At 70.6% G+C, this 13,692-nt stretch carries 10 protein-coding genes; 3 read left to right on the forward strand and 7 right to left on the reverse strand.

From position 1 onward, the window contains the following. Positions 1-16 precede the first annotated feature (16 nt). From rhaI to ABTW72_RS00460, 5 genes are all read right to left on the reverse strand, one after another. Positions 17-1,198, reverse strand: coding sequence for an L-rhamnose isomerase (rhaI, locus tag ABTW72_RS00440; RefSeq protein WP_350852202.1), 1,182 nt, complete (start codon positions 1,196-1,198; stop codon positions 17-19). A gap of 64 nt (positions 1,199-1,262) precedes the next feature. Beyond that, positions 1,263-2,348 carry a rhamnose ABC transporter substrate-binding protein gene (gene rhaS / locus ABTW72_RS00445; RefSeq protein ID WP_350852205.1) on the reverse strand — a complete coding sequence of 362 codons (1,086 nt, stop codon included), beginning with the start codon at positions 2,346-2,348 and terminating at the stop codon, positions 1,263-1,265. Positions 2,349-2,386: 38 nt separating this feature from the next. Next, a complete protein-coding gene (locus ABTW72_RS00450; protein ID WP_350852208.1) occupies positions 2,387-3,442 on the reverse strand; it encodes an ABC transporter permease in 1,056 nt (351 codons plus the stop codon). Continuing rightward, on the reverse strand, positions 3,432-4,493 hold the full coding sequence (locus ABTW72_RS00455) for an ABC transporter permease (protein ID WP_350852210.1): 1,062 nt from the start codon (positions 4,491-4,493) through the stop codon (positions 3,432-3,434). Before ABTW72_RS00455 ends, ABTW72_RS00450 begins: the two co-directional genes overlap by 11 nt. Beyond that, the gene (locus ABTW72_RS00460) at positions 4,490-6,013 is read right to left on the reverse strand and encodes a sugar ABC transporter ATP-binding protein (protein WP_350852213.1); all 1,524 of its coding nucleotides are present in this window, start codon (positions 6,011-6,013) and stop codon (positions 4,490-4,492) included. Before ABTW72_RS00460 ends, ABTW72_RS00455 begins: the two co-directional genes overlap by 4 nt. 196 nt (positions 6,014-6,209) lie before the next feature. Here ABTW72_RS00460 and ABTW72_RS00465 point away from each other — a divergent pair, with 196 nt between their 5' ends. Beyond that, positions 6,210-7,232: a LacI family DNA-binding transcriptional regulator gene (locus ABTW72_RS00465; protein WP_350852216.1), complete on the forward strand. Its 1,023-nt coding sequence runs from the start codon at positions 6,210-6,212 to the stop codon at positions 7,230-7,232. A 30-nt stretch (positions 7,233-7,262) separates the two neighbouring features. On the opposite strand, the gene ABTW72_RS00470 is transcribed toward ABTW72_RS00465, so the two are convergent. After that, the gene (locus tag ABTW72_RS00470) at positions 7,263-10,859 is read right to left on the reverse strand and encodes a family 78 glycoside hydrolase catalytic domain (protein ID WP_350852219.1); all 3,597 of its coding nucleotides are present in this window, start codon (positions 10,857-10,859) and stop codon (positions 7,263-7,265) included. Between the two features lie 342 nt (positions 10,860-11,201). Here ABTW72_RS00470 and ABTW72_RS00475 point away from each other — a divergent pair, with 342 nt between their 5' ends. After that, positions 11,202-12,305, forward strand: a complete 1,104-nt coding sequence (locus ABTW72_RS00475) for a glycoside hydrolase family protein (RefSeq protein ID WP_350852222.1) — start codon at positions 11,202-11,204, stop codon at positions 12,303-12,305. A gap of 1 nt (position 12,306) precedes the next feature. On the opposite strand, the gene ABTW72_RS00480 is transcribed toward ABTW72_RS00475, so the two are convergent. After that, the gene (locus ABTW72_RS00480; RefSeq protein ID WP_350852225.1) at positions 12,307-13,200 is read right to left on the reverse strand and encodes an NAD-dependent epimerase/dehydratase family protein; all 894 of its coding nucleotides are present in this window, start codon (positions 13,198-13,200) and stop codon (positions 12,307-12,309) included. Between the two features lie 69 nt (positions 13,201-13,269). Here ABTW72_RS00480 and ABTW72_RS00485 point away from each other — a divergent pair, with 69 nt between their 5' ends. Next, positions 13,270-13,680, forward strand: a complete 411-nt coding sequence (locus ABTW72_RS00485; protein ID WP_350852227.1) for a VOC family protein — start codon at positions 13,270-13,272, stop codon at positions 13,678-13,680. Positions 13,681-13,692: the final 12 nt, after the last annotated feature.

Consider the following 13,692-nt stretch of genomic DNA (forward strand, 5'->3'; position numbering starts at 1 on the left):
CGAATCTGTGTGGCGATCAGGCACCCCAGCCGGCCTGTTGGCCGCCAGCGCGTTCGGCGCGGATCCGCTCGAAGTAGCCGGAGCGGGCGTACGCGGCCATCGGGTCCGGATCGAGGCCCACCTCCGCGCGCAGGTCGGCGAGCAGCGGTCGGACGTCGGTGTTGTACGCGTCCATCAGCACGCCGTTGGCGGCGAGCACGTCGCCGCTTCGCTGTGCGGCGGCCAGCGCGTCCGCGTCGACGAGGAGCGCCTTCGCCGTGGCCTCCTGCACGTTGAGCACCGAGCGGATGATGGCGGGGATCTTCGCCTCGATGTTGTGGCACTGGTCGAGCATGAAGGCGATGCCGGCCTCCGGCGCCAGCGCGTCACCGCGGACGATCTCGTACATGATCCGGAACAGCTGGAACGGGTCCGCCGAACCGACCATCAGGTCGTCGTCGGCGTAGAAGCGTGAGTTGAAGTCGAACGCCCCGAGCTTGCCGGCGCGCAGCAGGAACGCGACGATGAACTCGATGTTCGTACCGGGAGCGTGGTGCCCGGTGTCGATGACCACCTGCGCCTTCGGCCCCAGTTCCAGGCAGTGCGCGTACGCGGTGCCCCAGTCCGGCACGTCGGTGCTGTAGAACGCCGGCTCGAACAGCTTGTACTCCAGCAGCAGCCGCTGGTCGTCGCCGAGCCGGTCGTACGTCTCGCGCAGCGCCGCCGCGAGCCGGTCCTGCCGGGCGCGGATGTCGTCCTGGCCCGGGTAGTTGGTGCCGTCGGAGAACCAGAGCTTCAGGTCGCGGGAACCGGTGCGGTCCATGATGTCCACACACTCGAGCAGGTGGTCGACGGCCTTGCGGCGTACCCCCGGATCCGGGTTGGTGACGCTGCCCAGCTTGTAGTCGTTGTCCTGAAAGACGTTGGCGTTGATCGCGCCCAGGGCGACACCCCGCTCCGCCGCGTACGCGGCCAGCTCGGTGTAGTCGTCGACCCGGTCCCACGGGATGTGCAGCGCCACGGTGGGTGCGATGCCGGTGAGCTGGTGCACGACCGCTGCGTCGGCGACCTTCTCGTACGGGTCACGCGGCACCCCCTCCTGCGGGAAGACCTTGAACCGGGTCCCAGAGTTGGCGTACGCCCAGGATGGCGTCTCGATCCGCTGGGACCGCAGGGCCTGCCTGACCCGTTCGAGGGTCTGCGTGTCGGGCAGCGTCATGGTGTCTCTCCCGTCGGCTCCCCGGTCGGTGCGCGGCGTGCGCCGGCACCGACCGGAAGGGCGCTCAGAACTGGAACTGGTCGATGTTGTTCTTGTCGAACACGGTGGGCGGGCCGAGGATGACCACCCCGTCCTTGGCGACGGTGAACTCGCCGAGCTTGCCGGCCTTGAACGTGTCACCCTCGGCGCCGGTGATCTGCCCGGAGGCCAGGGCCGCACCGGCGTACGCGGCGAGGTAGCCGAGGTCGGCCGGGCTCCACAGGGCGAACGCGTCGACGGTGCCGTCCTTGACGTACTGGCGCATCTGGTTCGGCGTGCCCAGGCCGGTCAGCTTGACCTTGCCCTTGTACTGCGACCCGCTGAGGTAGCGGGCGGCGGCGGCGACACCGACGGTGGTGGGCGAGATGATGCCCTTGAGGTTCGGGTACGACTGCAGCAGGCCCTGGGTCTCCTGGAAGGACTTCTGGTCGTCGTCGTTGCCGTACGCCACGGTGACCAGTTTGATCTTGCTGTACTCGGGCTTCGCCAGTTCGGTCTTCATCAACGCGATCCAGGCGTTCTGGTTGGTCGCGTTGGCGGTGGCCGAGAGGATCGCGATCTCGCCGGCACCACCGATCTGCTCCGAGATGAGCTTGACCTGGTTCTCGGCGATGCCCTCGGCGGTGACCTGGTTGACGAAGACCTGGCGGCACTCCGGCTTGGTGTCCGAGTCGAAGGTGACGATCTTCGCGCCAGCCGCCTTCGCCTGGTTCAGCGCCCCGCAGATCGCGTTCGGGTCGTTGGCCGAGGTGACGATCACGTCCATGCCCTGTTGGGACAGGGTGTTGATGTAGCTGACCTGGGACGAGGCGCTGGCCTCGGAGGGACCGACCTCCTTGAACTCACCCTTGATCTCGGTGACCGCGTCCTTTCCGCCGTTGTCCGAGACCGTGAAGTACGGGTTGTTGAGCTGCTTCGGCAGGAAGGCGATCTTGAGTCCTTCCCGGAGAGCGGCGTTGGGATTGGCGGCGCCGCTGGCCTGGTTGCCGGCACCGGCGTCGTTGTCGGTGTCGTCCCGGGTGGTGCCGCCACAGGCCGTGGCGCTGAGCAGCAGTGCGACGAGAGTGAGGCTGGTGGCCCCGACGCGGAGCCCTCTGCGGTACGCGGACATCGTCATCCTTCCGGGGGTGGTTGGTGCGCGGGGGAACGTCACGACCCGGCGGGCTGCCGATGTCGTCGACGGTGCAGCCGGGCGCGGACGTCCGCGACGGCGTTGGGCAGTACGACGGATGCGATGAGCAGAGTGCCGGTGACGATCGTCAGCGCGTTGGCGTCGACGTCGGCTAGTTGCAGCGCGTTGCGCAGGACTCCGAGGAGCAGGACACCGGCCAGCACACCGAGCAGACCACCCCGGCCCCCGAAGATCGACACACCGCCGAGCAGGACAGCGGTCACCACGGTCAGCTCCAGGCCGGTGGCGTTGTCGCCGCGGGCGCTGGCGTAGCGCAGGGTCCAGAAGATGCCGACCAGCCCACAGACGGCACCCGAGACCACGAAGAGCCAGAACTTCGTCCGGGCGACCGAGACGCCGGTGAACGTGGCGGCCTGGTCGTTGTTGCCCATGGCGTAGAGCGCTCGGCCGGCCGGTGTGGCGTGCAGCACGACCGCGAACACCACCGCGAGCAGCAGCAGCGGCACGATCACGACCGGAACGGAGGTGCCGGGGATGTTGCGCACCATGGCGGCCGTCCAGTCGGCGGGGAAGTCAGCGACGGCCTGGTCGCCGAGCACGACGAAGGACAGGCCGCGGTAGAGGGCGAGCGTGCCGATGGTGACCGCCAGCGACGGCAGGCCGAAGCCGGTGACGAAGAGGCCGTTCACCGCGCCGAGCACGGCGCCGAGCAGCACCACGAGGACGCAGATCAGCTCCAGGGACAGCCCGCTGGAGAGCCAGAGCTGGCCCATCAGGGTGCTACTCAGGCCCACCATGCTGGCGACTGAGAGGTCGATCTCGCCGGTGATCACGATCAGGGTCATCGGTAGCGCGATGAGCGCCAGCGGCACCAGATCGAGCAGCAGGAACTGGGCGTTGCGGCCGGTGGCGAAATTCTCCACGGTCAGGCCGGCGAGCAGCACGACCACCACGAGAGCGGCGACGATCACCGCGTCCCAGGACCCGAGCAGCCCGCGCAGGCTGGCGATGCGGCCCGCGCCGGGCTCGGCCTCGGCGGTGGGCGGTGCCGCGTACAGGCTGTCATGCGCCATGGGCGCTTCTCCCTCGGAGCCGGGCCGCCACCCGCAGGGCCAGGAGCCGGTCCAACCCGATGGCGGCAAGGATGAGTGCGCCGACCACTGCCTGCTGCCAGAACGGGTCGATGCGCAGAACGGCGAGCGAGCTGCCGATCGTGGTCAGCAGCACGGCGCCGAGCGCCGCGCCGTACGCGCTGCCGCTGCCGCCGAAGATCGCCACTCCGCCGACCACGGCAGCGGCGACGACCTGGAGCTCCAGCCCGGTCCCGGCGGCCGCGTCCAGGGTGCCGAACCGGGCCGCGTACAGAACGCCGGCGAGGCCGGCGAGGGCGCCGTTGGTCACGAAGACGGCGAAGACCCGCCGGCGCACCGGGATGCCGGAGAGGCGCGCGGCGGCGGGTTCGGAACCGATCGCGTAGAGCTCCCGGCCGCTCCGGTAGGACCGCAGGTAGAAACCGATGACGGCCACGACGCCCACTGCGACGAGGAAGAGCACGGGTACGCCGAGCACCGTCTGGTTGCCCAGCCGCAGGAACGACTGTGGCATGTCGGCGGCGTTGATCTGCCGCCCGGACGCCCAGTAGTAGTCGACGCCCCGGAAGGCGTAGAGGGTGCCGAGGGTGATGACCAGGGCGGGCACCCGGGCCACCGCGATCAGGCCGCCGTTGACGGCCCCGCACAGCGCGCCCAACGCGATGCCCAGCACGAGCGCCACCGGCCACGGGGTGCCGGGCGCGGAGACGAACAGCGTGCCGGTGGCGAAGGCGACCAGGCCCAGGATCGAGCCGACGGAGAGGTCGACGTTGCGGGTGACGATGACCAGGGTCTGGCCGACCGCCAGGATCACCAGGATCGCGCAGCCCAGCAGGAGGTCCTTGACGCTCTGGCCACTCAGGAACCGGTCGTTGCGCAGGGTCGTGACCAGTACCAGCAGACCGAGCGCGATCAGCAGGCTCAGCTCGCGTACGGCCAGCAGCCGCTCGGTGAGGCCACGGCGCCGCCGGCCGGGGTCGGTCGGGGCGTGCCCGGCGGTCTGGACGGGCGCTTCGACGTCGGTGGGGCTCACGCGACTGCTCCTTGACCGGTGGCGGCGAACATGATCGAGGTTTCGTCCGCCTCGGCCCGGGACAGCTCGCGGACCAGCCGCCCCTCGTGCATGACGAGAACCCGGTCGGCCATGCCGAGCACCTCGGGCAGTTCACTGCTGATCATCACGATGGCCAGACCTTCGCCGGCCAACTCGGAGAGCAGGCGGTGCACCTCGGCCTTGGTCCCGACGTCGATGCCACGGGTGGGTTCGTCGACGATCAGGACCCGTGGTTCGGTGGCCAGCCACTTGGCGAGTACGACCTTCTGCTGGTTGCCTCCGGAGAGGGTCGCCACGGGTGCCCCGAGCCGGGCGCCCTTCACCTGTAGCCGCCGTGTCCAGCGGTGGGCCTCGGACCGCTCGGCGCCACCGAGCAGGAGACCCAGCCGACTCAGTGCCCGACGGCGGGCCAGGGTGGCGTTGCGTTCCACCGACAGCTCCATCACCAGGCCCTGCTGTCGACGGTCCTCGGGGACCAGCGCCATGCCAGCGGCGATCGCCCGGCCTGGGTTCCCGGCCGGTACGGTCCGGCCGGCCACCAGCACCGCACCCGTGTCGTAGCGGTCGACGCCGAACACGGCGCGGGCGACCTCGCTGCGCCCGGCCCCGACCAGCCCGGCGAGGGCCACGATCTCCCCACCCCGGACGCGGAACGACACGTCGGCGAAGACCCCGTTCCGGGTCAGCCCACGGACCTCGAGCAAGGTGTCCCGCAACTCGGCGTCCTGCTTCGGGTAGAGCGACGAGACGTCCCGACCGACCATGCGCCGCACCACCTCGTCGACGGTGAGGTCGGTGGCGGCGTCGCTGGAGACCCAGGCACCGTCACGGAGCACGGTGATGCGGTGGCACAGGTCGAACACCTCGTCGAACCGGTGCGAGATGAACAGCACCGCGGCCCCGCGCTCGCAGAGCGACCGGGTGACCGCGAACAGGCGCTCGACCTCCACACCGGACAGCGCGGCGGTGGGCTCGTCCATGACCAGGACCCGGGCATCGAAGGAGATCGCCTTGGCGATCTCCACGAGTTGCTGGTCGGCGATGGAGAGCCCGCGAGCGGGGCGGGTCGGGTCGATCCGGACGCCCAGCCGGTGAAAGAGTGTCGCCGCGTCACGGTTCATCGCCGCGGTGTCGATGCGGCGTAGACCGCGAAGCGGTTGGCGGCCCATGAAGATGTTCTCCGCCACCGACAGGTCCGGGAAGAGCGTCGGCTCCTGGTAGATGACGGCGATGCCGGCGGCCCGGGCGTCGCCGGGGCCGCGTAGGCGCAGCGGCTGCCCGTCGAGGGTCATCTCGCCGGAGTCCGGGTCGTGCGCGCCGGCCAGAATCTTCACCAGTGTGGACTTGCCGGCTCCGTTCTCACCGACCAGGGCGTGCGCCTCGCCGGAGTGCAGCGCCAGGTGCACCCCGCGCAGCGCGGCGACGGCCCCGAAGGACTTCGTCACGCCGTCGAGTACCAGCAGCGGAGCGCGGTCCGTGTCCGGTGCTTCGGCGGTCATGCGACCCCTTCCTGAATCGTTTCATGCATCGACATGGACCGTAGGGTCGGGCCTTCGAGAGCGTCAAGGGTTTCACTGTCATTTCTTCGTTGTTGCCACACCGAGGCGAATAGATGAAACGTTTTAGCCGCTATAGACTGCCGGGCGGACCCGGTCGGCGCGGGCCCCGACCACCGCACCAGGCATTGAGGGAGTCATGGCAACGGCGAACATCAAGGAGGTCGCCCGGCACGCCGGCGTCTCCCTCGGCACCGTGAGCAACGTGCTCAACCGGCCCGACACGGTCGCCCCCGCCACCCGCCAACGGGTGCTCGACGCCATCACCACCCTCGGTTACGTCCGCAACGACTCCGCGCGTCAACTACGCGCCGGGCACAGTCGCACCGTCGCCATCGTGGTGCTGGACGTGGCCAACCCGTTCTTCACCGACGTCGTGCGGGGTGCCGAGCAGGTGATCGAGGAAGCCGGCGCCATGCTCGTCGTCTGCAACAGTGGCGAGGACAGCGCCCGGGAGCGCCGCCACCTCGAGTTGCTGGAGGAGCAGCGGGTCCGGGGCGTCCTCATCACCCCGGTCGGCCACGGCCCTCAGCCCAACCTGGACAAGCTCGTCGACCGAGGCATCCCGGTGGTGCTGGTGGACCGGGGCACGGGCCGCGCGAACCGCTGCTCGGTGGCGGTCGACGACGTCCTCGGTGGCCGACTCGCCATGGACCACCTGCTGGACCAGGGCCACCAGCGCATCGCCTACCTCGGTGGCCCGGTCTCCATCGCCCAGGTCGCCGACCGGCACGCCGGAGCCGCCGCAGCGCTGAAGGAACGCGGCGGCACCGCCGAACTCCGGGTGGCGGTCACCAGCAACCTGACCGTCGCCGCCGGCCGACGTGCCGCCGAGGAACTGCTGGCCCTACCGGCCCGGCAGCGCCCCACCGCCGTGTTCTGCGCGAACGACCTGCTCGCGCTCGGCGTACTCCAGGAACTGACCGCGCGTGGGCTGCGGGTGCCGGCCGACGTGGCCATCGTCGGCTACGACGACATCGAGTTCGCCGACGCGGCGGCGGTGCCGCTGTCGTCGGTACGCCAGCCCCGCGACCAGCTCGGCCGCACCGCGGCGGAGCTACTGCTCGACGAGGCCGATTCCGGCGACACGCACCGGCACCGGCACGTGGTGTTCCAGCCCGAGCTGGTCGTCCGCCGATCCAGCGACCAGCCCCGACGCTGATTCACGAATCCGCAGGCTCGGCCCGCCGGGTCAGGCCGCCGGGCCGGGCATCGCCCAGACGTCGGCGATCGACGGGTCGTAGCCGGTGCCGGTGTCCTGGTACCGCACCCGCACGACGCCGTCCCGGGTGGCGTCCGGCAGGTTGACGACGAACTGGTAGCTGACCGTGCCGGCGCCGCCCGCCGTGCGCTGCCACGAGCGGGTGTGCGCCACCACCCCGTCCACGACCACCTGGTAGTCCTTGAGCTGAGGCCCGTCGTACGTCTCGACCTGGCGCAGCGCGAACGGTTCACCGGGCCGGACGGCGAGATCGAACTCGAACCAACCGCCCGGGCGGGTCACGTCGGTGTACCGGCGGGTCAGCCCGGCCTCGGTGCTGGTGGCCGAGTAGGTGGAGGCGGTGAGGCGGTGCGCCTGCTCGGACGCCGCAACGCCGAGGTCGACGTGGTCGGAGGCGCCCGTCGGTGGGACGACCGCGAAGGAGTAGGAACCGGACCCGATCTCGTACACGGCGACCGCGCCGTCCATCCGCACGAACCGCACCCCGTCGGCCTGCTCCGCCGGCCGCCCGCCCTCGGTGACCGCCTCGCGTCCGGGCGCCGGGAAGCGCACCGTCGCCGTGGTGTTCGGCGGCACTGTGACGCGCAGCCGCATGTCGCCGCGCGCGTCGAGGTCCCAGTCGCTGCCGATCGTCCCGTACGCCGAGCGGTACGACGCCGTGGCCGAGGTGAGGTTGCCGCCCGGTTGCGGGGCGAACGTGACGTGCGCGTATCCCGGGTTGGCGGCGTCGGGCTGGATGCCGGCCACCGTCCGGTACATCCAGTCGCCGACGGCGCCGTACGCGTAGTGGTTGAAGGAGTTCATCCCCACGTCGCCGAAGCTGCCGTCGGGTCTGATCGAGTCCCAGCGCTCCCAGATCGTGGTCGCGCCCCTGGCGATCTCGTAACCCCAGGACGGGTAGGTGTCGTTGAGCAGCAGCCGGTAGGCGACGTCGAGGTGCCCGGTGGCGGTCAGCGCCGGCAGCAGGTCCGGGGTGCCGAGGAAACCGGTGGAGAGGTGCCAGTCGTGCCGTTGCACGTTGGCGACCAGCCGGTCGGCGGCCCTGCTCCGCAGCGGGTCGGTCAGCAGGCCCATACCGATGGCCAGCACGTAGCCGGTCTGGCTGTCGCCCTGCACGGTTCCATCGGCCGCGACGTAGGTGTTGACGAACGCCTGGGCGATGGTCCTGGACAGCGCCGCGTAGCGGGTCGCGTCGGCGTCGCGCCCGATGGCGGCGGCCAACTCCCCCAGCAGCCGGATGCTGTACGCGTAGTAGGCGGTGCCGACCACCCCGGCCGGTGTCGGATCGTCGAGGTTGAGCCAGTCGAGGTACGGGCCGGCGTTGGTCCGCAGATTGCCCGAGCTGGTGCTCTCCAGCCAGGACGCGTACCGCACCATCGACGCGTAGTGCTCCTCGATCACCCGGGTGTCGCCGTAGCGCTGCCACAGCGCGTACGGCACCGTGATCCCGGCGTCCGCCCAGCCCGTCGCGCCGTCCCCGCAGCAGGCGCGCGGCGCGACGTCGGGGTACGCGCCGTTGGCCGACTGCGCGTCGCGCAGGTCCTGCAACCACTTGGTGAGGAACGTCAGGCTGTCCATGTTGAACGTCGCGGTGTCGGCGAAGACGTTGATGTCGCCGGTCCAGCCGAGCCGCTCGTCGCGGGCCGGGGTGTCGGTCGGGATCGACAGGAAGTTGCCGCGCTGCCCCCAGGTGATGTTGCTGTGCAGCCGGTTCACCATGGCGTTGGAGGTCTGGAACTCGCTGGTCAGCTCCCCGTCGGTGTGCATCACCAGACCCGTGACCGAGGACAGGTCGGGGGTGCCCGGATAGCCGGTCAGCTCGACGTAGCGGAAGCCGTGGAAGGTGAAGGTCGGCTCGTAGACCTCGGCACCACCGCCGCGCAGGGTGTAGAGGTCGGTGGCTCGGGCCGACCGCAGGTTGGCGGTGTACGCGGTGCCGTTCGGGTTGAGCACCTCGGCGTGCCGGATCCGGACCGTCGTACCGGCCGGACCGTTGACCCTCAGCCGCACCTTGCCAACCATGTTCTGGCCGAGGTCGAAGATCCAGGTGCCGGGGGTGGGCTGGGTCAGCACCCGGGCCGGCAACTCCTGCGTGACCCGCACCGGCGGGTCGACCTGGGCGACGATCTTGTCGGTGGCGTCGACGGCGTCGACGGTGGCGGGCTTCCAGCCGGAGTCGTTGAACCCGGGCTGGTTCCAGCCGGCCGGCAACCGCCGCGCGTCGTAGGTCTCACCGTGGATCAGGTCGCTCTGCAGGAACGGCCCCGCCGTGGCGCGCCACGAACCGTCGGTGTTGACAGTCGCGCTGCGACCGTCGGTGTAGTCGATGCGCAGTTGCGCGCTCAGGTGCGGCCGGGAGCCGTAGTTGTCGGTGCCGAACCAGGCGATGCTGCCCGCGTACCAACCATCGCCCAGCAGGGCGCCGAGGGCGTTGTCGCCCGGGCGGAGCTGGCCGGTCACGTCGTACGTCTGGTACTGCACCCGCTTGTGGTAGTCGGTCCAGCCGGGTGCCAGCTCGTGGTCGCCGACCCGCTGGCCGTTGAGGGAGAGCTGGTAGACACCGAGCGCGGTGGCGTAGATCCGGGCCCGGGCGACCGTACCGTCGACCCGGAAGCCTCGGCGCAGCAGCGGGTTCGCGTCCAGCGCGACGAGCATGGCCTCGGTGTCGCCGCCGACCCGCAGCCCGGCCGCGGTGGCCGTGCCGGCCCCGAACGGGTTCACCCCGTCGGTGAGCGGAGCCGCGAAGAGCGTCTGGCCGCCGCTGGTCACCGAAAAGTTGGAGAAGACGCCGGACTCCAGCCCGTTGGTCCGCAGGCCGACCGAGCCGGACTGGTGCGCGGTGCTGGTGGTGACGTCGACCTGGGTGCCGTCGACCCAGGTCGTGATGGTGTTCCCGGCCGCCGTGATGCGCAGGGTGTGCGGCGTCGTCAGCCTGTCGGCCGGTACGACACCGCCGAGCGGCACCTCCTTGAGCACGGTCCAGGCGCCGTTGACCCGGGCGTGTGGGCGCAGCTTGGCGCTGCCGCCGGTGATGGAGAACTGCCACATGTACGCGTTGCCCGCGCCCCGGGCACGCAGGAAGATCCCAGCCGCGTCGCGTTCCAGCCGGACCGTCGTCTGCACTGTGTAGTCGGCCCAGGATTCGGTGGGCGAGGGCAGCCCGATCCAGTCGGCCTGCCAGCCCGCACCACCCTGCACGCCGGTTTCCCAGAACGTCGGCGTGCTCCACCCGGAGGCGTTGCCGGAGGTGTCCCAGACCTGGACCTGCCAGGCGTAGCGGGTCCATGGCCGTAGTGCCGGCCCGGCGTACGGGACGAGGGTGCTCTGCCGCGACCGGACCCGGCCGCTGTCCCAGACGTCGGGGGCGCCGAGGCGGTCCGCGCTGGTGGCGACACGTACCTGGTAGGACTCCTGGACGACGCCCCGGGTGGTGGCGTCGATCCGCCAGCCGAGGCGGGGTCGCGCCACGTCCAGGCCGATCGGCGCGGTGGCCCGTTCGGCGGTCAGGTCGGTCGCCGTCAACGCCGCGGCGGCCGTCGCGGCGGTCGCCGAGTGCGGTGCCACCATCGGTGTCAGGCCAAGTAGCAGCACGAGAAGTGCGGAAAGTGTGGTGTGACGCCGCGACGTGTGCATCATTCCTGGCCCTCATCCTTCTCTGCGCGGTGTGGCGGCAGGGGTCGGCCTCCGGGTTAATGAATCGTTTCAGGTAGGCTACGCGCTCGTTGTGGTCAAGTGAAGACGTTGACGGCGGTGAATCCGATCCCGCCGGACGCGTGATGATCGGCGGCCGACGTCAGCGGTGGAAACTGTTATCCCGGTGCGACCGGTCAGTCTCCTGAGGGGAGGCTGTAGCGGATCTTCCGCCAGTTCCACGACGGTAGCGGTACGACCACACGAGGAGTCGAGACGATGCGCGGAACCGGTCCGGATGGAGTCGTCACACCAGGGGTCACCCGAGGCGCCCACGCGGAACCCCGGGGCGGTCTGCTCGCCCGCCTTCCGATCGGTGCGCAGCGTCTGCTGTGGCCGCTCCTCGTGGCCGCCGTGGTCGCCGTACTGGTGACCGGTGTGATCGTCGTGGTGCAGCCCACCGGGCCGACGCCCGCCCCGGCGGCGACGCAGGCGCTCGACGCGCCGCCGCCAACGAGCCCGCAGCCCGGCGCACCCAGCGCGACCACACCCGCCGCCGCGACGAGTCCGGCGGTAGCGAGCCCGACGCCGACGCCGACCGCGAAGCCGACAACGGGACGTCCGGTCGCCCCGGCGGCCCCGGCGGCGACCTCGAAGCGCAAGGGCGTCGGCGTGTGGACCTTCGACGGCGTCAACCAGGCGCTGGCCAGCTCCGGGGCGAGTTGGTACTACACCTGGGACGTGGCCCACTCGGGCGTCACCAGCCCGAAGGACACCGAGTTCGTCCCGATGATCTGGGGGGCGAAGAGCGTCACCGCCACCAACCTGCAACAGGCCAGGAAGAACGGCCGCCACCTGCTCGGGTTCAACGAGCCGGACCTGAAGGGTCAGGCGGAGATGACCGTCGAGCAGGCGTTGGACCTGTGGCCGCAGTTGCAGGCCACCGGCCTTCCGTTGGGTAGCCCGGCGGTGGCCTGGGGCGGCGACCGGCCGGGCGAGTGGCTCGACCGGTTCATGGCCGGGGTGAAGCAGCGCGGCTACCGCGTCGACTTCATCGCCCTGCACTGGTACGGCGGCGACTTCACCACCGCCAACGCGGTCAACCAGCTCAGGTCGTACCTCCAGGCCGTGCACGACCGGTACGAGCTGCCGATCTGGCTCACCGAGTTCGCCCTGATCGACTTCTCCAACGGCGTCCGCTTCCCCACCCAGGCGCAGCAGGCCGCGTTCCTCACCGCGGCGACCCGGATGCTGGGGGGCCTGTCCTGGCTACAGCGGTACGCGTGGTTCGGCCTGCCCGCCACGGACAAGGATCAGACCGGCCTGTTCCGTACCGGCAGCACCGCGACCGCCGTCGGCCGCGCCTACCAGGCGGCGCGCTGACCTACAGCACGTCGACGTGGTCCCGCCAGGAGTGCTGCGGCTCGTACCCCAGCACCCGGCGGGCCTTGTCGATGCTGAGCAGTGTCTCGTGCTCACCCAGCTCCTTGCGGATCTCGACGCCCGGGTGGACCTCGGCCATCAGGCTGGCGCTGGACCTGCTCATGACGGTGTCGGCGTTGGCGATGACGAAGACGTCGGCACCGGGCTGGTCGTACGCGAGGGCGCGCTCGACCGCCTGGGCCCCGTCGCGGGCATCGATGTAGCCCCACAGGTTCCACCGGCGCAGCTGCGGGTCGGCGTCGAACGAGGGGAACGGCGCGTAGTCCTCGACGTCCATGACGTTGGAGAAGCGCAACCCCACCATGACCAGCTCCGGGTCCCACCGGCAGAAGTGCCGGGCCATCTCCTCCTCGAGGGCCTTGTTCAACGAGTACGTCGACTCGGGCCGTGGCGCGTACTCCTCGTCGACCGGCGCGTACGGCGGCGGGGTGTCGAACGGCAGCCCGAGCACCGTCTCGCTCGACGCCCACACGACCCGCTTGATTCCGGCCGCCCGGGCCGCGGCGAACACGTTGTACGTGGCGGCGGAATTGTTCGCGAAGGTGGCCGCGTTCGACATCAGCCCGGGAGCCGGAACCGCCGCCAGGTGCACGACCGCGTCGACGCCACCCGCGTGCTCGTCGACGCCCCCGGTGAACGCCTCCACCACCTGCCCGTAGTCGGTCAGGTCGGCCAGCAGGAACTCGCCGTCCACGTCGCGTGGGTCGCGGCCGCCGGCGCGGTCCACCGCCAGCACGTCGACGCCGACCGCGCGCAGGTGGGCGACAACGGCACGGCCGAGCTTGCCGGTGGCGCCGGTGACGACGACACGCCTGGGCAGTGTGGATTCGCTCATGACCACATCTTCGTCGGGGGCGAACGGGGATCCACACGCGGGTACGGCGTTACCCCTAGCATGATCGACATGGACATCACGATTCACACGTGCTCCCTGCCGCACATCGATCCGGACGCCTCCCTGGCCTTCTACCGCGACGCCCTCGGCTTCGAGGTCCGTAGCGACGTCGGTCAGGGCACGATGCGTTGGATCACGGTCGGACCCGCCGACCAACCCGGCACGTCCATCCTCCTGGCACCGCCGGCCGCGGACCCCGGGGCCACCGAGGACGAGCGCCGCACCATCACCGAGATGATGGCCAAGGGCACCTACGGCTGGATCCTGCTGGCCACCCGGGACCTCGACACCACATTTGAGAAGGTGCAGGCCGGCGACGCCGAGGTCGTCCAGGAGCCGACCGAGCAGCCGTACGGCATCCGCGACTGCGCCTTCCGCGATCCCGCCGGCAACCTGGTCCGCATCCAAGAGCTTCGCTGAGCCGTCCGGTCC

It is taken from the genome of Micromonospora sp. NPDC127501, assembly GCF_040302185.1.
GTDB lineage: Bacteria > Actinomycetota > Actinomycetes > Mycobacteriales > Micromonosporaceae > Micromonospora.